This is a genomic window from Lysobacter sp. 5GHs7-4 (assembly GCF_021284765.1).
Lineage (GTDB): Bacteria > Pseudomonadota > Gammaproteobacteria > Xanthomonadales > Xanthomonadaceae > Lysobacter.
In genome coordinates this window covers 1,799,670-1,817,874 of the sequence record NZ_CP089924.1, presented here as the reverse complement: position 1 = coordinate 1,817,874, position 18,205 = coordinate 1,799,670, and the positions used below count along the sequence as shown (strand labels likewise).

Annotated in this window: 14 protein-coding genes and 1 riboswitch; of the genes, 8 read left to right on the top strand and 6 right to left on the bottom strand. The window is 69.9% G+C overall.

What is annotated here, in order from left to right; all coding sequences use genetic code 11:
- Nucleotides 1-56 precede the first annotated feature (56 nt).
- From LVB77_RS08065 to LVB77_RS08040, 6 genes are all read left to right on the top strand, one after another.
- The gene (locus LVB77_RS08065; protein WP_232909635.1) at nt 57-557 is read left to right on the top strand and encodes a hypothetical protein; all 501 of its coding nucleotides are present in this window, start codon (nt 57-59) and stop codon (nt 555-557) included.
- A 1,095-nt stretch (nt 558-1,652) separates the two neighbouring features.
- Nucleotides 1,653-3,641 (top strand): M2 family metallopeptidase, encoded by a 1,989-nt coding sequence (locus tag LVB77_RS08060; protein ID WP_232909634.1) that lies wholly within the window; start codon nt 1,653-1,655, stop codon nt 3,639-3,641.
- 377 nt (nt 3,642-4,018) lie between these two features.
- On the top strand, nt 4,019-4,648 hold the full coding sequence (locus LVB77_RS08055; protein ID WP_232909633.1) for a TlpA disulfide reductase family protein: 630 nt from the start codon (nt 4,019-4,021) through the stop codon (nt 4,646-4,648).
- A gap of 1 nt (nt 4,649) precedes the next feature.
- Entirely contained in the window at nt 4,650-4,874 is a 225-nt protein-coding gene (locus LVB77_RS08050; RefSeq protein WP_232909632.1) for a hypothetical protein, read from the top strand.
- 124 nt (nt 4,875-4,998) lie between these two features.
- Nucleotides 4,999-6,099, top strand: coding sequence for an aromatic ring-hydroxylating dioxygenase subunit alpha (locus tag LVB77_RS08045; protein ID WP_232909631.1), 1,101 nt, complete (start codon nt 4,999-5,001; stop codon nt 6,097-6,099).
- Entirely contained in the window at nt 6,096-7,376 is a 1,281-nt protein-coding gene (locus LVB77_RS08040) for an amino acid permease (protein ID WP_232909630.1), read from the top strand. Before LVB77_RS08045 ends, LVB77_RS08040 begins: the two co-directional genes overlap by 4 nt.
- Nucleotides 7,377-7,410: 34 nt before the next feature.
- Here LVB77_RS08040 and LVB77_RS08035 read toward each other — a convergent pair whose 3' ends face one another.
- The 6 genes from LVB77_RS08035 to LVB77_RS08010 form a co-directional block, all read right to left on the bottom strand.
- Nucleotides 7,411-7,806, bottom strand: a complete 396-nt coding sequence (locus LVB77_RS08035) for a lysozyme inhibitor LprI family protein (protein ID WP_232909629.1) — start codon at nt 7,804-7,806, stop codon at nt 7,411-7,413.
- Nucleotides 7,807-7,914: 108 nt separating this feature from the next.
- Nucleotides 7,915-9,237, bottom strand: coding sequence for a M1 family metallopeptidase (locus tag LVB77_RS08030; RefSeq protein ID WP_232909628.1), 1,323 nt, complete (start codon nt 9,235-9,237; stop codon nt 7,915-7,917).
- 144 nt (nt 9,238-9,381) lie between these two features.
- Nucleotides 9,382-10,584, bottom strand: a complete 1,203-nt coding sequence (locus LVB77_RS08025) for a DegT/DnrJ/EryC1/StrS family aminotransferase (protein ID WP_232909627.1) — start codon at nt 10,582-10,584, stop codon at nt 9,382-9,384.
- Nucleotides 10,585-10,829: 245 nt separating this feature from the next.
- The gene (locus LVB77_RS08020; protein WP_232909626.1) at nt 10,830-12,092 is read right to left on the bottom strand and encodes a multidrug effflux MFS transporter; all 1,263 of its coding nucleotides are present in this window, start codon (nt 12,090-12,092) and stop codon (nt 10,830-10,832) included.
- Complete coding sequence (locus tag LVB77_RS08015; RefSeq protein ID WP_232909625.1) at nt 12,089-12,523, bottom strand: VOC family protein; 435 nt, start codon at nt 12,521-12,523, stop codon at nt 12,089-12,091. Before LVB77_RS08015 ends, LVB77_RS08020 begins: the two co-directional genes overlap by 4 nt.
- A gap of 118 nt (nt 12,524-12,641) precedes the next feature.
- A complete protein-coding gene (locus tag LVB77_RS08010) occupies nt 12,642-13,679 on the bottom strand; it encodes a hypothetical protein (RefSeq protein WP_232909624.1) in 1,038 nt (345 codons plus the stop codon).
- A 151-nt stretch (nt 13,680-13,830) separates the two neighbouring features.
- A riboswitch (glycine riboswitch) is annotated at nt 13,831-13,996 on the top strand.
- Nucleotides 13,997-14,036: 40 nt separating this feature from the next.
- Between LVB77_RS08010 and gcvP the strand changes: the two genes are divergently transcribed.
- Together gcvP and LVB77_RS08000 are read left to right on the top strand one after the other, a co-directional pair.
- Complete coding sequence (gene gcvP, locus LVB77_RS08005) at nt 14,037-16,913, top strand: aminomethyl-transferring glycine dehydrogenase (RefSeq protein WP_232909623.1); 2,877 nt, start codon at nt 14,037-14,039, stop codon at nt 16,911-16,913.
- Between the two features lie 235 nt (nt 16,914-17,148).
- Nucleotides 17,149-18,165 carry a sensor domain-containing diguanylate cyclase gene (locus tag LVB77_RS08000; RefSeq protein WP_232909622.1) on the top strand — a complete coding sequence of 339 codons (1,017 nt, stop codon included), beginning with the start codon at nt 17,149-17,151 and terminating at the stop codon, nt 18,163-18,165.
- Nucleotides 18,166-18,205: the final 40 nt, after the last annotated feature.

The following is an 18,205-nucleotide window of genomic DNA, read 5'->3' as shown; positions in this document are numbered from 1 at the left end:
TCGCTCACTGCTCCAAACTCGCCGAGCTCTCCTGCGACCCCGCCCCCGGCTCCACCGTGCTCACCCTGTCCGACATCGACCACGGCGCCGTCGCCGCGCTGCTGGCGCGCTACGGCCTGAACCTGGTGCGCGTCGGCGACGGCGAGGCCATTCCCGGCAGCTACTGGGGCGAATGCGAGGCCGGCCTGATCGGCAGCGACGTGTACGCGCGCGGCGACACGCCGGTGCATTCGCTGCTGCACGAGGCCGCGCACCTGATCGTGCTGCCGCCGCAACGCCGCGCCGCCGTGCACACCGACGCCACCGACTCGGTCGAGGAAGAGGATGCGGTGTGCGTGCTGCAGAGCCTGCTCGGCGAGGCCCTGCCCGGCGTCGGCCGCGAGCGCGTACTCGCCGACATGGACGCCTGGGGCTACACCTTCCGTCTGGGGTCGGCGCGCGCCTACGTCGATCACGATGCCGACGCGGCCTGGCGCTGGTTGCACGAGCGCGATCTGGCCGATGCCGATCTGCGCTGCCTGAAGCTGCCGGGCGCGTCCCTGGCGCCGGCGGCCTGATCCCTACGACTACCGCGGCGCCGCCGCGCAGCGCGCCCGCAGGCGCTGCCCGGCGACGGCCACCGCGGCCGTCGCGCACGCCCTCCGGGCGCACGCATTGGGGCTCGCTACAGCCCCGCATTCGATACCGTCCCTGGCACGCCGATCCGATGGGCACCCGCGTCGCGCGCGGCCTTGCGGCCTGCGCGCCCGTGCGATCCTTCGCCGCGGCCGCCGTCCTCCGGACGGTGCCGCCGAGCCCTCTGTAACCCTACCCATCCTCATCGCCGCTGACGTCCCGACGGCCTCCCTTGCCGCCGACGACCGGTCCATCTCCTACCTCGCGCCCGACCGCTCCGCAGAGCCGCGCCGGACGAGCATCCATGGCTAGACGCGGCCATCCGGGCCTGCGCCTTCGAGCATTTGCTACCGCTCCCTTCTTACCCCTTGCACGAACAGGCCAGCCTGTCGCTCGGTACCCCACGCCCTCCCCGGCGTTCGTTCGGTCGGTCCTGCGCGGCGCGCGTTGCGCGCCGGCGCGAGTTCAGACCTTCCTTGGCGTACCGGGCGAACCTCCCCAAGGCTTTACAGCCTGCCCTGGAGCGTCACCTTTCCCGCTTCTTGGTCACAAATCAAATGATTTTTTTATGACTAAGGTCGGTTTTAGTGCATGCGGTGGGGCACAAACAAGCCCCGAGCCGCAGTTTTGCGATTGAATCCTATTCTCGGAAATAAGCGCCATTAACCGGCGTATCTCGGATTTTTAACGACAAACGACTCCGAGATTTCACATCGCCATCACCTGAATATGAACGGTAGCTGTACAAGATTGGCATGACTGTTGCCGCTATGCGTCACCCACCGCGTTATGCGCGGGCCGCCGCGGCGGCGGTTTGCGCGAAAAACGCGGGCGCGGCGCGCGCGGCCGTCGCACACGGGCAAGCCGGCCGGCAAGCGGCGCACAGCCTGCCGACCCACGCCGCCAAGGCCGACGGCGGTGGCGCGGGGATTGGCGCACACACCGGCCTTTCCGGCCTTGCGCCGCATCGGACGGCCCTCTAGCCTCGGGGCACCCCGCGCCCGGCGCGGTGCATTCGTCCTGGAGAGAACCGCCTTATGAAGCCCTTACGCGCCCTGCTCGCGCTCAGCATCACCGCCGCCGTGATCGGCCTGGCCGGTTGCAAGAAAGAACCGACCGCGCCCACCACCGGCACCGCGCCGACCACCGCGCCCCAGGGCGAGACCGCCGATCAGTTCATCGCCCGCGTCAACGCCGAGTACAAGGCGATGTACCCGGAGATGAGTTCGGCGCAGTGGCTGTCGAACACCTACATCAACGACGACAGCGCGCTGATCGCGGCCAAGAGCAACGAGCGCTGGCTGACCCAGCTCAATGCCTGGATCGAGCAGGCCAAGCGCTTCGAAGGCCAGCAGATGTCGCCGGACACCGCGCGTTCGATCCAGTTGCTGAAACTGGCCACCGCGATGCCGGCGCCCAAGGATCCGACCAAGCTGGCCGAGCTGACCAAGATCGCGACCAAGATGGACGGCATGTACGGCTCGGGCAAGTACTGCACCGGCGACGGCGACGCCAAGCACTGCCGCCAACTCGGCGACCTCGAAGACGTGCTGCGCAGCAGCCGCGACTACGACGCGCAGCTGGACGCCTGGCAGGGCTGGCACACCATCGCCCAGCCGATGCGCAAGGACTACACGCGCTTCGTCGAGCTGGTCAACGAAGGCGCGCGCGACATGGGCTACGCCGACACCGGCGAGATGTGGCGTTCGGGCTACGACATGAGCCCGGCGGAAATCGCCGCCGAGACCGACCGCCTGTGGGGCCAGGTCAAGCCGCTGTACGAACAGCTGCACTGCTACACCCGCACCAAGCTGGAAACCACCTACGGCGCCGACAAGGGCCACGTCGCCGGCAACATGCTGCCCGCGCACCTGATGGGCAACATGTGGCAGCAGGACTGGGGCAACCTCTGGGACGTGCTGGCGCCGTACAAGAACGCCGGCAGCCTGGACGTGACCGGTGCGCTGGCCGCGCAGTACCAGCAGCAGCTCGACGCGCAGATGGCCAGGAATCCGGACTCGCGCGAACCCGATCAGGAAGCGCAGCTGGAAGTCGACGCCGGCCTGGCCACCGCGCGCCTGATGACCGAGCGCGCGCAGGACTTCTACGTCTCGCTGGGCATGCCCAAGCTGCCGGAGACGTACTGGAGCCGCACCCAGTTCGTGAAGCCGCGCGATCGCGACGTGGTCTGCCACGCCAGCGCCTGGGACATGGACATGGCCGGCGACGTGCGCACCAAGATGTGCATCAAGCCCAACGAGGAAGACTTCACCACCATCTATCACGAGCTGGGCCACGTCTATTACTACATGGCCTACAACAAGCAGCCGCCGCTGTTCCAGGGCGGCGCGCACGACGGCTTCCACGAGGCCATCGGCGACACCATCGTGCTGGCGATGACGCCCAAGTACCTGCAGTCGATCGGCCTGGTCGGCGATCAGCAGCAGAGCAACGAGGCGCTGATCAACGCGCAGATGCGCATGGCCCTGGCCAAGGTCTCGTTCCTGCCGTTCGGTCTGATGATCGACCGCTGGCGCTGGGGCGTGTTCGACGGCTCGATCAAGCCGGCCGACTACAACAAGGCCTGGTGGGAGCTGAAGGCCAAGTACCAGGGCGTGGCCCCGGCGACGGCGCGCGGCGAGGAATTCTTCGACGCCGGCGCCAAGTACCACGTGCCGGGCAACACGCCGTACACGCGCTACTTCCTCTCGCACGTGCTGCAGTTCCAGTTCTACAAGGCGCTGTGCGACGCATCGAGCTACAAGGGCCCGCTGTACGAGTGCAGCTTCTACGGCAACAAGGAAGCCGGCGCCAAGTTCCAGGCCATGCTGAGCAAGGGCCAGAGCCAGCCCTGGCAGAAGACGCTGAAGGAACTCACCGGCGGCGAGAAGATGGACGCCTCGGCGGTGCTGGAATACTTCGCGCCGCTGCAGACCTGGCTGAAGCAGCAGAACGAAGGCAAGACCTGCGGCTGGCAGCCCGACGGCAAGACCGCCGCGGCCAAGCCGGCGGCCGGCAAGGGCTGATCGACCGCCGCTACGCAACACCCGACAGGGCCGGCGCAAGCCGGCCCTGTTCGTTTCGGTGACGGCGCTTGCGTGAAAGCGCGGCGCATCGTGCGCCGCTCGAACGAAACCACACGCCCGCGCGGCCTGCTGTGGGAGCGACGTGAGTCGCGATTCGTGGCCGCACGGGATGGCGCTATCGCGACTCACGTCGCTCCCACAGACAGCACGAAGACGATCATCGCTACTCGGACCATGCGGCCGAACGCCCGACTTCGAAACTTTCGAAACCGTCGAGCCACGCAAGCACCGCAACCGCGACCGCGGTTGCAACTCCCATCGCCTCGATGTGAGCCTCGTCAAGTTATGCGCCGGCGCGCGCTGCTACGGTCGCCGACATGTCGAACCCCACCCCTACGGATAGCCGGGTCGTCTCGCGTTGGACCGTGCCGTTGCTGATCGCCGCGCTGGCGCTGGCCAGCGCGCTGGTGGTGGCGCTGGGCTGGCAGTTGCACCAGGCGCGCGAGAACCAGCGCTGGCTGTCGCAACGCGCGACCCAACCCTACATCGGCATGTACGTGCCGCGCATCGCGATGACCTCGCTCGACGGCGCCAGCCGCCGCCTGGGCGAGCCGGCCGCCGATTACCAGGTGCTGTACTTCTTCACCACCGGCTGCCCGCACTGCCGCGCCTCGGCGCCGTTGGTGAAGGCGATCGCCGGCCAGCTCGAGGCCGCGTCCGGCGGCCGCGCCGAAATGCTCGGCATCGCGCTGGATCCACCCGCGGCCGCGGGCGCATACGCGCGCGAGCACGGCTTCGCGTTTCCGGTGATCGCCAGCCAGGACCGCCGCAGCGCGATGCTGTTCCGCGCGCGCAACGTGCCCCTGCTGCTGGTGATCGGCCGCGACGGCCGCGTGCGCTATGCGCGCGTGGGCGCGATCAATACCAAGGAAGGCGTCAACGGCGTACTCACCGCGGTGCGGCGCAAGGAGGCGTCGTCGGCGGGACCCACCACCAAGGAGAGTTGAGATGAAGCATCGGACACGCAGTGTGCGCATCGCCCTGGCTGCCTTGCTGTTCTCCACCGCGATGAGCTTCGGCGCATTCCAGGTCGTCGCCGGCGACGGTACCGGCGCACAGGCCGAAAGCGAAGCCTGCAGCGCCTGGGCCTGCCGCCAGGAATGCCAGGGCTTCGGCGGCGACCTCGGCCCCGGCGGCCCGGGCCAGCCCTTGCAGTGCTATTGCTGCGGCTGAAACCTGTAGCGATACACCGTGGTCACCACGACCGGCCGGCGGAGCGATCCGTCGGCCGGTCGCGTTCGAACCCTTCGCGGCCGCCCCTTTGCGGCCGGCCCGCGCACGGCGCAATACTGCGGCCATGAACACGCGCCCCGCCCCTGCCGCCGATCTCGCGCCGCAACCGCTGGACCGCGCCACCGCCCTGCCCGCGCGCTACTACACCGACGCCGCGATGGCGGCGTTGGACCGGCGCCTGGTCTTCGATCCGGGCTGGCAGTTGATCGCGCACCTGTGCCAGCTGCAGCAGCCCGGCGATCACGTCGTCGCCGATCTGGCCGGGCTGCCGGTGATCGCCGTGCGCGGCGAGGACGGCGAAATCCGCGCGCTGCACAACGTCTGCCGCCACCGCGCCGGACCGATCGCCAGCTGCGACGGCCTGGCCGCGCGTTCGCTGCGCTGCCGCTACCACGGCTGGACCTACGGCCTGGACGGCGTGCTGCGCTCGGCGCCGGAGATGGGCCAGGCGCCGGACTTCGCCGTCGCCGACGTGCGGCTGCCGCAGCTGCGCGTGCGGATCTGGCAGGGCATGGTGTTCGCCTGCGCGGGCGAGGCGGCGATGGACTTCGACGCGCTGGTGCAAGGCATCGACGAGCGCATCGGCGGCGAGCGCGACCTGGGCGGCTACGGCCACCACCACCGGGTGAGTTACGACGTGGCCTGCAACTGGAAGGTCTACGTCGACAACTACCTGGAGGGCTACCACGTCCCGCACATCCACCCCGGCCTCAACCGCCTGCTCGACTACCGCAGCTACATCACCGAGACGGCGCGCTGGTACTCCTACCAGTGGAGCCCGCTGGAAAGCGGCGACGGCCTCTACGGCGACGGCGACGCGCTGTACTACTGGCTGTGGCCCAACACCATGCTCAACATCCTGCCCGGCCGGCTGCAGACCAACCGCGTGGTGCCGGTGGGCGTGGACCGCTGCCGGGTGGTGTTCGACTTCTACTACCGGCGCGACGATTCGGGCGAAGCGCGCGCGCGCCGCGACGCCGACCTCGCCTTCAGCGACGAAGTGCAGCTGGAGGATCTGACCATCTGCGAGGACGTGCAGCGCGGCCTGGCCTCGGGTTCCTACGTCGGCGGGCGCTTGAATCCGCTGCGCGAGAACGCGGTCCACCATTTCCAGGAACTGCTGCGCGCCTGTTACCGCGACGCGGGCGTGTCGGACCCGGCGTGAACGCCACGGGCCGGCCGCTGGGGGTGTGGTCGGCCACCGCGCTGGTGACCGGCAGCATGATCGGCAGCGGTGTGTTCCTGCTGCCCTCGGCGCTGGCGCCCTATGGCGCGGCGACGTTGATCGGCTGGGCCATCACCCTGTGCGGCGCGCTGCTGCTGGCGCTGACCTTCGCCCGCCTGTCGGCGCGCTGGCCGCACAGCGGCGGGCCTTATGTGTATGCGCGTCTGGCCTTCGGCGACAGCGCGGGGTTCGTGATCGCATGGAGTTACTGGATCTCGATCTGGTGCGCGAATGCGGCCATCGCGGTCGCCTTCGCCGGCAGCCTGGGCGCGGTGTTTCCGGCCGCCACCGCCACGCCCGCGCGTGCCGCCGGCTGCGCCCTGGCGGCGTTGTGGGTCTGCGCCGCGATCAATCTGGCCGGCATCCGCGAGGCCGGTCGCGTGCAGTTGCTGACCACCGCATTGAAGCTGTTGCCGCTGCTGCTGTTCGGCGGCGTCGCGCTGTGGTTCGTCGACACGCGCGCGGCGGTGCCGTTCAATCCCAGCGGCGAATCGCTGCCGCAAGTCGCGCACGCGACCGCCGCGCTCTGCCTGTGGGCCTTGCTCGGCCTGGAGGCGGCGACGGTGCCCGCCGACGCGGTGCGCGACGCCGCGCGCACGGTGCCGCGCGCGACGATGTTGGGCACGCTGATCGCCGGCGTGGCGACGATCCTGGCCTGCACGGCGGTGATCGGCGTGCTGCCCGCAGCGGCGTTGCAGCACTCGCAGGCGCCGATGGCCGATGCGGCGCGCGCGCTGTGGGGCGTGGAGGCCGGCATCGCCCTGGCGCTGGTGGCGGCGGTGTCGTGCTTCGGCGCGCTCAACGGCTGGGTGCTGCTGTCGGCGCAGCTGCCGCTGGCGGCCGCGCGCGACGGCCTGTTCCCTTCGCTGTTCGCACGCGTGGATGCGCGCGGCACGCCGCAAGCCGGGGTGCTGCTGTCGTCGGCGCTGGCCTCGGCGCTGGTGCTGGCCAACTACAGCCGCTCGCTGGTGCAGGTGTTCACCTTCGCCATCCTGCTGTCCACCGCGGCCACCCTGCTGCCCTACCTGGCCGGCAGCGCGGCCTGGCTGCTGCGCGGCGACCGCGGCCGCGCGACGGCGGCGCTGGCCTTGCTGTTCAGTGTGTATGCGCTGGCCGGGATCGGCGCGCAGGCCCTGCTATGGGGCGCGGCGCTGATCGTGGCCGGGCTGCCGCTGCATGCGTGGCTGCGCTATCGCGGCCTGGGCACGCGCGGCTGAGCGCCGAGCGGCCGGACACAACGAATCGGCCGCCCTACTCGCCGTCCAGCTCGCGCAGTTCCAACGCGCGCTCGGTATTGAGCTTCATCGGGCAGAAGCCGTACATGGGCGATCCGATGTACGAGCCGGCCAGTTCGCAATGCGCGTTGCGGTAGTTCAGCCAGGCCTTTTGCGAGGCTTCGAACTTGGCCGCATCGTCCGGATTGGCCTCGCTCAGGCGCGCATGGATGGTCTTGTAGCGGCGCGTGATCTCGGCCTTGGCGCTGGTGGAGACCTGGTTCGAGCACGCGTCGACCACCGCATTATTGATGGGACCGAGCTTGTCGACGCAGGCGTCGTAGAGCCGGTCGTATTCCGACGGGTTCGCCGCCATCGCCTGCAAGGGCAAGGCCAGCAACAGCGGCGCGATGCGCATCGTGATCGTCTTCATGGCCTTCATTCCCCTTGCGCCGGCTATCGCGCCATTGTGCACGAGCACTCGGGCCAACCCGCACCCGGTCCGGCGCAGCGCCGGGCCGTGGCCGCAACGGTGGCGGCATCAGCGCGCGGGGGCGGTGGCCGTCGCGGACGGATAGACCCAGGTCGCGAAGAACGTCGACAGGCTGCGGCCGCTGGCCAGCTCCATCGAACGCTGGAAGTCCTGGCTGACCACCGCGGTGCCGCGATGGGCGCGGGTGTATTCGCGCAGGCCGTTCCAGAACGCCGCCTCGCCGAGTTCCTCGCGCAGCAGATGCAGCACGTAGGCGCCCTTCTGATAGACCACCGCGCGGTCGTCGGCGCTGGGCTTGTCCCAGTCGGCGAACACCAGCGGCTTGTCCTTGCCGGCTTCCTTCAACTTTTCGTAGCGGCGTTTCCAGCCCTCGACCTGCTTGAGGTATTCGTCGCGGCCGAAGCGCTGCTCCATGTAGCTGGCGGCGAGGAAATTGGCGAAGCCTTCGTTGAGCCAGAAGTGGGTCCATTCGCGGCAGGTGATCAGGTTGCCCCACCACTGGTGCGCGGCCTCGTGCGCGATCAGCGATTCGTCGCGGCGGTCGGCCAGCACGCCGCGGCCGTACTCCTCCGACAACAGCGAGAAGCCCGCATGCTCCTGGCCGATGGTGCGCGCGACCAGCGCCTGCGTGTAGACGCCGCCCGGGTACGGCACGCCGGCACGGCGCTCGAAGTAGCGCAGCATGTCGCCGCTGTCGGCGAAGATCCGACGCAGCTCGTTCTGGCTGTAGCCCGCACCGAGGTAACGCAGGCGCACGCGGCTGCCGCGGTCGCTGGCTTCCTCGAACGGGCCGGCGGCGAAGCCGTAGGTGTAGGCGGGCATCGGCACGGTCTGGCGCCAGCGGTGCAGTTCGGTGCCGTTGCCCAGGCTGCGGCGGCCGACCAGATAGCCGTTGCCGACCGCCTTCAGGCCGGTGGGCAGGGCCACGCTCAGGTCCAGGCTGGCGCGCTCGTCGGGCGCGTCGATGCCGACCAGCCATTGCGCGGTCGAGAACAGGGTGTAGATCTGTCGCTTCTCGGGGTGGAACTGCAGGCCGAACTTGGGCGTGCCGTGGTAATTGACCGTCACCTCGCGCAACTGTCCGCGCAGCGCCGGCCGCGACAAGCGGATCTTGAGCACGCGCCCGGTCTGGTCGAAGGACAGCGATCGCTCGCCCTCGCGCACGCGGTCGATGTCCAGGCCGTCGCGGTCGAGCACGATCAGGTCGGTGCTGTCGACGGTGGCGACGAAGCGGATCGAGACCTCGCCCTTGAGGCTGCGGGTCTTGAGATCGGGGTCGATACGGGCGACGTAGTGGCGGACGTCGATGTCGCGCGCCAGGGCCGGCGTCGCCGAAGCCAGGGCGCAGGCCAGGGCCAGTCCCCTCCACACCGTCCAACACCGACGCGGCCGCGCCGCGTTCCTCTCCTTGCCCACTGCCATGCCGTTCCGTCTAGCCGTCCTCAACCGGTCGAAGTCTAGCGTCCCCGGCCGGCGCGCGTTTGAACGCGTCCGCACCGGCGCGTTCGCCGCGGCTCATGCCGCCGCCGCGTCCGTCACGGTGGCGCGCACGGCCTCGGCGAGGCGGCGCAGGTCGCCCTCGCCCTCCGGCGCGGGCAGGTACACCACCGCGTCCATGACGCGGCGCAGATCGCCCGCGCCGGGCGCGGCGTCGCCGGGCACCGCGTACAGGCTGGACGCGCCGCGGGTGGCGTCGAAACCGCGCGCGAGCAGGCCGGCGATCAGCCGCGGCGGGTCGGCGCTGAGCACCGGCAGCACCCAATGGCCGGAACCGGCGACGGCCTGGCCCGGGCGCGCCAGCGGCAGCGCCGCGAGCAGGCGTTCGCCGCGCTGCGCGCGCTGCGCCGCCCGCGCCCGCGGGTAGCCGCGCAGGCGCCGCAGCAGCAGGCGCGACTGCGCCGCGCACGGGCGCTGACGGATGCGCTGGAACAATTCGCCGCCGGCGAAGCCACGCACCGAGCGGTTGATCAGCGCATCGTGATCGATGCCGAACCATCCGCAGGCGCGACAGAACAGGCCGTAGGGGATACGGGCCGTGAGCGCTTTGAGCAGCGCGTACTTGCCGACCCGCTGCGCGAACGCGCGGCCCGCCTGCAGCGGCTGGTGCGCCTGCGCCGCGCGCACGCGCTCGCACAGGCCGGGATCTGCGAAGCGCAGCACGGCGCCGCCCAGCGCGGTCGCGGTCTTGATGGGGCCGAAACTCAGCAAGCTGACATCGCAGGCCGCATCGCCCAGCCAACCGTCGCCGGTGTAGGCCTGGGCGCCGTCCTCGACCAGCAGCAAGCCGTGTTGCCGCGCGAAGTCCAACGGCGCGCGCAGCGGCATGCGGCTGCCGAACAAATGCGCGACCAGCAGCATGCGGCTGCGCGGCGTCAGCGCCGCGGCCAGCGCCGCTACGTCCAGGCTCAGCGTGTCGGCGTGCAGATCCACCGGCACCGCGCGCAGGCCGTGCCGCTCGATCACCGCGATCATGTCGCGGATGGTGACCGCCGACACCAGCACTTCGCTGCCCGGCGGCAGCTGCAGGGTGGCGAGCAGGCGGTCGAAACCGCTGCGCACCGACAAGCTGACCAGGCTGTGGCGGCCGTCGTCGGCCAGCGCATCGGCGCCGGCTTCGGCCGCGGCCTGGGCCGCCGCCGGATCGCCGCCGCGCAGCGTGTACGCCGCTGCGCAAACCAGATCGAGCCAGCCGATGTCGGGGCGTTGCCGGGGCAGCATGCAGCTCGCCTCCCGCTACAACGTTTCCGACAGCCCGATGGCGGGAACCCGCGGCGAGTATCCAATTTGCATGACGGTCGATGCCTGAGACGAGCGAATTCGTCGGCATCTTCGCTACTCTCTTCGGTACGAACAAGCACCGTGAGAGCTGACGGCACACCCTTTGCACCAACGATGCGCCGCAGTCGATGCAATGCGATCGCATCACCGTGCGTCGGCCCTCGAGGCTTGCGCCTGCTTGCGACCTACAGCGTCTCCGGCGGCTCGATCGCGGGCGCGTCCGGGGTCGGCGCGGCCTGTCGCGAACGCGCGGTTTCCCAGCGCCAGAACACCCAGCCGGTCACCACGAACGCGAGCCCGGCGCCCGCCAACGCGACGCCGCTGCCGCTGACCAGCGGCGACAGCACGCCGGCGATCAGCGCGTTGAGCACCAGGCCGGTGAAGGCCTGCAGCGACGAGGCCGAACCGCGCTGGCGCGGGTACATGTCCAGGATCGCCAGGGTCACGATCGGGAACACCAGGGCCACGCCGAACGAACACAGCGAGATCGGGATCACCGCCCACGGCACCTGCGGGGTGGCGTCGAATAGGTTGTAGGCGACGTTCAGCGCCATCGCCAGGATGGTGCAGGCGAAACCGATCCGGACCATGCGCTGGCCGCCGACCTTGCCGGCGGTGCGTCCGGAGACGAAGGCGCCGACCACCATGCCGCCGATCATGGGCACGAAGAACCAGGCGAACTCGCGCTCGTTGAGACGCAGCAGGTCGAGCACGAACGCCGGCGCCGAGGCGATGTACAGGAACAGCGCGCCGAAGTTGAAGGCGCTGGCCGCGGTCAGGCGCTGGAAGCGCGGGTTGATGAAGATCGCCACGTAGTCGCGCAGCAGGCGGCGCGGCACCAGCGGCAGGCGCGACGCCGGCGGATGGGTTTCCGGCAGCACGCGCAGGGTCGCGACCAGCAGCAGCACCGAGAACGCGACCAGGAACCAGAAGATCCCCGGCCAATGGCTCCAGCCCAGGATCCAGCCGCCGATGATGGGCGCGATCGCCGGAGCGATGCCGAAGATCATCGACACCTGGCTCATCAGGCGCTGCGCGTCGTCGCCCTGCAGCACGTCGCGGATCACAGCGCGCCCCACGATCAGGCCGACGCCGGCCGACAGGCCCTGCACGGCGCGGAACACCAGCAGCGTGCCGAGGTCGCGCGACAGCGCGCAGCCGACCGAGGCCAGGGTGAACACGACCAAGCCGCCGATGATCACGCGCCTGCGCCCGATCGCGTCGGACAGCGGGCCGTGGACGATGCTCATCAGCGCGTAGGCGATCAGGTAGACGCTGATGGTCTGCTGCATCGCCAGCTTGTCGGCGCCCAATTCGGCGCCCATCGCCGGGAACGCCGGGAAGATGGTGTCGATCGAGAACGGCCCGAACATCGCCAGGCCGGCCAACAGCAGAGCCAGGTAACGCGCGGGCTTGGCGGCCGCCCGCGATGTCGCAGGTTCGCTCATGCCTGCGCGGCCACCGCGTCGGGCGGGCCTTTGAGCTCGACCAGATTGCCTTCCGGATCGAACAGGTACTGCGACGGCCCCTCGCCTTCGGCGCCGTAGCGCGAGCCGAAATCGCCGATGCGCACGCCGTGCGCGTGCAGGTGCGCCAGGATCGCGTCGCGATCGAAGGGATCGGCGCGCAGGCACAGATGGTCCATGTTGCGGCCCTCGACGCCGGGCGCGGCGCCGCCCATGCGGCCGAGCTTGCCGTCGATGCCGACCAGGTCGATCAGCGACTGTCCGGCGCGCAACTGAATCAGGCCGATCTCGTCCTGGCGGCGCTCCACCGAACAGCCCAGCACTTCAAGATAGAACGCGACCATGGCCTCGGGATCGCGCACCCGCAACACGACGTGATCGAGTTGCAGCAAACGGAACGGGGGTGCGCTCATCCTGTGCGTCCGCGAGCTCGTGGAGAGAGCGACAGCATACAACCGCGACGGCGCGACGGCGCGTGGCGCAACTGTCCGGATCGGTCTTTTTTCGCGCGCATCGATCGCGTCGCCGCGCTCACGGCGTACGCGTACCCGCGGCGACCGGCGCGACGGCCTTCGCGGGTGTCGTCGCCGGCGCGCCTGCAGGCGTCGCAGCAGCTGCGGTATCGCGCTTGCGCAAGAGCGACGGCGCCAGCAGGCGACCGATGCTTTCGATCGGCACCGCTTCGGCGCGACGCGCTTCGGGCCACCACAGATAGACATAGGCGCTGCCGGTGCCGAGCAGACGCGCAACGCCCGGCAACGGCGCGGACTCGCCGGCCAAGGTCACCACCACCGGATGGCCGTCGGCGTGGTCGCGAATCAAATTGGCCTTGTCGACCACGTACAGGCAGCTGGTCGCCGCCATGCCCATGAACACGCCGATGGCGATACCGGTTTCCGGCTTCAGCCGCAGCAGGGTCCAGCGGAACAGGTCCGACCGTGGAAACACCAGCCGTCCCCACCAGCGGCGCTGGTACTCCCGCACCCGGCGCGGATGCCGCCGGCGGTATATATCGGGCCAACTGATCAGCCAGGCCACCGCGACCGAGGCCGCCAGCATCAGCGCATAGCGAGGATCGCGCAGCCCGGCGACGAGGTAGTCGCTGGCCTGCATGTATTCCAGGATCGGCAGGCCGAACTGCCGGTAGAACCAGAAGTTCGCCCACAGTCCGATCATCGACACCAGGAGGTAGGCCGCGCTCAGGCCCAGGCTGGGTTCGTTGATCAGACGTCGCCAGGCGCGCACCGCCAGGGCATCGTGCGCAAGCGGAACCTGCGCATCGGCATCGCGCGGCGGCCGGCTGGCGCGCCCAGCGACCTCGGCCGCCGCTGCGGCCGTTCCGGCGCCCGCACCGGAACGCTTGCGCTTCCGCTTTGCCCGGGTGGGCGCACCTGATCCGTCGCTCATCATGCGGCGCTCCCCAAGGCCTTCGAATACGTTGCCGCGCGCGGCGGCCGTAGCGGCGATGCGACCGGTCGATCCCCCTGGATCGCGACGACCTGGCACTGTGGCATAGAGGTAAGGCGGCCCAAGAACGGCGGAACCCCATGGTACGGCGGATCGGCGCAAACTGAACCGGGCGGGCGCTGACCGGCGCCGCGCGTGCGGCTATAATCCCCGGCTTGAAACACGCGGTGGGAGAAGCCGGCCGGCCCCGCAAGGGAACCGACCGCTGCCGAAGGCGCAACGCCCGTAATCGCTCAGGCCCCATACCGCCGCGTGTACAAACTCTGGAGAGACCGCCCGCCCGGACCATCGGACGGAACCGGCGCCGAAGGGGCACGAAGCGAGCCGTACAGGAGCGAGCCTACCCAGGCCCCCCTCCCCCAGCTGCCTGTATGCAGCGGCGCTTCCAAACTCTCAGGCAAAAGGACAGAGGGGCGCCTCGCGTGCGGCACCGCACGCTGCCTACGGACGCCCCCTGCCATGACTTCAGCTGTCAATCGCGCTTCCCTGCGCGACCTCGAGCACCACGACGCCTTCCTCGAGCGCCACATCGGCCCCAACGACGCCGAGATCGCGCACATGCTGCGCACCGTCGGCCACGACTCGCTGGAAGCGCTGACCGACGCGATCGTGCCGGCCAAGATCAAGTCGCCCGCGCCGCTGGCGCTGGCCGCGCCGATGACCGAAGTCGAAGCGCTGGCCAAGATCCGCGCCGTCGCCGACAAGAACCAGGTGTTCCGCAGCTTCATCGGCCAGGGCTACTACGGCACCCTCACCCCGAACGTGATCCTGCGCAACATCCTCGAGAACCCGGCCTGGTACACGGCCTACACGCCCTACCAGGCGGAAATCTCGCAAGGCCGCATGGAAGCGCTGATCAACTTCCAGACCATGGTCGCCGACCTGACCGGCATGGAAATCGCCAACGCCTCGCTGCTGGACGAAGGCACCGCCGCCGCCGAGGCCATGACCCTGGCCAAGCGTTCGGCCAAGTCGAAGTCGAACCTGTTCTTCGTCTCCCGCGACGTGCACCCGCAGACGCTGGAAGTGCTGCACACGCGCGCCGAGGCCATGGGCATCGACCTGCAGATCGGCGACGACGCGCAGGCGCTGGCCGCCGACAGCTTCGGCGTGCTGCTGCAATACCCCAACACCCACGGCCAGATCGGCGACCACCAGGCCCTGGCCGATGCCGTGCACGCGCGCGGCGGCCTGGTCGCGGTGGCGACCGACCTGCTCGCGCTGACCCTGATCGCCGCGCCCGGCGAATGGGGCGCCGACATCGTGGTCGGCAACAGCCAGCGCTTCGGCGTGCCGTTCGGTTTCGGCGGCCCGCACGCGGCCTTCATGGCCTGCCGCGACGCCTACAAGCGCTCGATGCCGGGCCGTTTGATCGGCGTGTCGATCGACGCCGAGGGCAAGCCCGCCTACCGCCTGACCCTGCAGACCCGCGAGCAGCACATCCGCCGCGAGAAGGCCACGTCCAACATCTGCACCGCGCAGGTGCTGCTGGCGGTGATGGCCTCGATGTACGCCGTCTACCACGGCCCGGAAGGCCTGACCCGCATCGCCCGCCGCGTGCACCGCCTGGCCGCGATCCTGGCCGCCGCGCTGCGCCAGGCCGGCCTGACCGTGGGCCCGGACTTCTTCGACACCCTGGACGTGGTCGGCGTCGACGCCGACGCGCTGCAGGCCAAGGCCGTGGCCGCGCGCATCAACCTCAACTACAGCGGCGACCCGGGCCGCGTCGGCATCAGCCTGGACGAGACCACTACGCGCGCCGAAGTCGTGCAGCTGGCCGCGCTGTTCGGCGCCCGCATCGACGACATCGACGCGCTGGACGCGGCCACCGCCGACGCCCTGCCCGGCGGCCTGCTGCGCAACAGCGAGTTCCTGCAGCACCCGGTGTTCAACACCCACCACAGCGAGCACGAACTGCTGCGCTACATGCGCGCGCTGGCCGACAAGGACCTGGCGATGGATCGCACCATGATCCCGCTGGGCAGCTGCACCATGAAGCTCAACGCCACCGCCGAGATGATCCCGGTGACCTGGCCGGAGTTCGGCAACCTGCATCCGCTGGCGCCGGCCGATCAGACCGTCGGCTACAAGCAGCTGATCGACGAGCTCGAAGCGATGCTGGTCGAGTGCACCGGCTACGACGCGGTCAGCCTGCAGCCCAACTCCGGCGCGCAGGGCGAATACGCCGGCCTGCTGGCGATCCGCGCCTACCACCGCTCGCGCAACGAAGGCCACCGCGACATCTGCCTGATTCCCGAATCCGCGCACGGCACCAACCCGGCCTCGGCGCAGATGTGCGGCATGCAGGTGGTGGTGACCAAGTGCGACGGCAACGGCAACGTCGACGTCGAGGACATTCGCCGCGCCGCCGAGAAGTACAGCGACCGCCTGGCCGCGCTGATGATCACCTACCCGTCCACGCATGGCGTGTTCGAAGAGGACGTGGTCGAGATCTGCGAGATCGTCCACGCCCACGGCGGCCAGGTCTACACCGACGGCGCCAACATGAACGCCCTGGTCGGCGTGGCCAAGCCCGGCAAATGGGGCTCGGACGTGTCGCACCTCAACCTGCACAAGACCTTCTGCATTCCGCACGGCGGCGGCGGCCCGGGCGTCGGCCCCTGCGCGGTCAAGTCGCACCTGGCCCCGTTCCTGCCGCGCACGCTGGGCGGCGAAGGCGCGGTCGGCATGGTCTCCGCGGCCAGCTTCGGCTCGGCTTCGATCCTGCCGATCAGCTGGATGTACATCACCATGATGGGCGCCGCCGGCCTGCGCAAGGCGACCCAGGTCGCCCTGCTCAACGCCAACTACATCGCCCAGCGCCTGGCGCCGCACTACGAGACCCTCTACACCGGCCGCAACGGCCTGGTCGCGCACGAGTGCATCCTCGACCTGCGGCCGATCAAGGACGCCACCGGCATCGGCGCCGAGGACGTGGCCAAGCGTCTGATCGACTTCGGCTTCCACGCCCCGACCCTGAGCTTCCCGGTCGCCGGCACGCTGATGGTGGAGCCGACCGAGAGCGAATCGCAGCACGAGCTGGACCGCTTCATCGACGCCATGATCCAGATCCGCGAGGAAATCCGCGCGGTCGAGGACGGCAAGCTGGACCGCGAGGACAACCCGCTCAAGCACGCGCCGCACACCGCCACCGCGGTCTCGGCCAGCGAGTGGACCCACGCCTACCCGCGCGAGCTGGCGGCGTTCCCGCTGCCCAGCCTGAAGCTGCAGAAGTACTGGCCGCCGGTGGCGCGCGTGGACAACGTCTACGGCGACAAGAACGTGATGTGCGCCTGCATCCCGGTGGACGCTTACAAGGAAGAAGCCGAGGCGTAAGCTGGACGGACGCGGCCGGCTCGGGCCGGCCGCGTTGCGGCGCAGACGCCGCGCTCATGGCGAACGGATTCGCGAACGATCCGATCCGATGAGGGGGCCGCGGCCACCGCCTTGCCATGAAAACGTCACACTCCTTGCGCAACCAATCCACGCACACCATGCCGGCGCGCGTTCCGCATACAAAACCGCGACCTTCCGTGGCTATGCTCGCGCACGATCTTCGCTGGAGCTGACCATGAACGCGTCCCTCGCGCCGACGTCGGATGAAGCCTCGCGCCTGTTGCAGGTGATCGAAACCCAGACCGAAATCGCGCGCCTGGGCCTGGACCTGGGCGGCGTGATGGAGCTGGTCACGCGCCGCGCCCAGACCCTCACCGGCGCGGTCGGGGCGGTGGTGGAACTGGCCGAAGGCGACGACATGGTCTACCGCGCCGCATCCGGCATCGCCGAATCCAGCCTGGGCCTGCGCCTGCGCCGCGCGGCCAGCCTGTCCGGCGCCTGCGTCGCGGTCGGCGCGCCGCTGAACTGCGAGGATTCGGAAACCGACCCGCGCGTGGACCGCGAGGCCTGCCGCCGCGTCGGCCTGCGCTCGATGATCGTGGTGCCGCTCAAGCACCATCAGACCGTGGTCGGCGTGCTCAAGGTGATGGGCGCGACGCCGTCGGAGTTCGGCGCGCAGGAACTGCGCATGCTCGACCTGATGTCGGGCCTGATCGGCGCGGCCATGTACCACGCCGCGCGCTACGAAACCGACGAGCTGTTCCACCAGGCCACCCACGATGCGCTCACCGGCCTGCCCAACCGCGCGCTGTTCTACGACCGCCTGCGCCACTGCCTGGCGCAGGCGCAGCGCGACCAGCGCCGCATCGGCATCCTCAACCTGGACATGGACGGCCTCAAGCCGGTCAACGACCGCATGGGTCACCGCGCCGGCGACGCCGCGCTGGTGGAGTTCGCCGCGCGCGTGCGCGGCAGCGCGCGCAGCGGCGACACCGTGGCGCGCGTGGGCGGCGACGAGTTCGGCGTGATCCTGCCCAGCATCGACCACCGCGACGGCGCCGTCGCCCAGGCCCAGCGCCTGGCCGAATCGCTGACCCCGCCGTTCGCCTACGACGACGGCGAAATCCCGTTGCAGGCCAGCATCGGCTGCGCGATCTACCCCGACGACGGCGAGGACCTGGGCGAGCTGCTGCACAAGGCCGACCAGGCCATGTACAGCGCCAAGCGGCGCAAGAAGGGCCAACCGGACTAGAACATCGCAGGAACATCGCAGGCACCTTTTACGCGCAAAA

Bases quoted from the DNA above. Each gene is read 5' to 3' on its own strand.
- LVB77_RS08020 (WP_232909626.1), bottom strand. From the start codon at position 12,092: ATGAGCGAACCTGCGACATCGCGGGCGGCCGCCAAGCCCGCGCGTTAC.
- gcvP (WP_232909623.1), top strand. From the start codon at position 14,037: ATGACTTCAGCTGTCAATCGCGCTTCCCTGCGCGACCTCGAGCACCAC.
- LVB77_RS08045 (WP_232909631.1), top strand. From the start codon at position 4,999: ATGAACACGCGCCCCGCCCCTGCCGCCGATCTCGCGCCGCAACCGCTG.
- LVB77_RS08050 (WP_232909632.1), top strand. From the start codon at position 4,650: ATGAAGCATCGGACACGCAGTGTGCGCATCGCCCTGGCTGCCTTGCTG.
- LVB77_RS08035 (WP_232909629.1), bottom strand. From the start codon at position 7,806: ATGAAGACGATCACGATGCGCATCGCGCCGCTGTTGCTGGCCTTGCCC.
- LVB77_RS08000 (WP_232909622.1), top strand. From the start codon at position 17,149: ATGAACGCGTCCCTCGCGCCGACGTCGGATGAAGCCTCGCGCCTGTTG.
- LVB77_RS08015 (WP_232909625.1), bottom strand. From the start codon at position 12,523: ATGAGCGCACCCCCGTTCCGTTTGCTGCAACTCGATCACGTCGTGTTG.
- LVB77_RS08060 (WP_232909634.1), top strand. From the start codon at position 1,653: ATGAAGCCCTTACGCGCCCTGCTCGCGCTCAGCATCACCGCCGCCGTG.
- LVB77_RS08025 (WP_232909627.1), bottom strand. From the start codon at position 10,584: ATGCTGCCCCGGCAACGCCCCGACATCGGCTGGCTCGATCTGGTTTGC.
- LVB77_RS08055 (WP_232909633.1), top strand. From the start codon at position 4,019: ATGTCGAACCCCACCCCTACGGATAGCCGGGTCGTCTCGCGTTGGACC.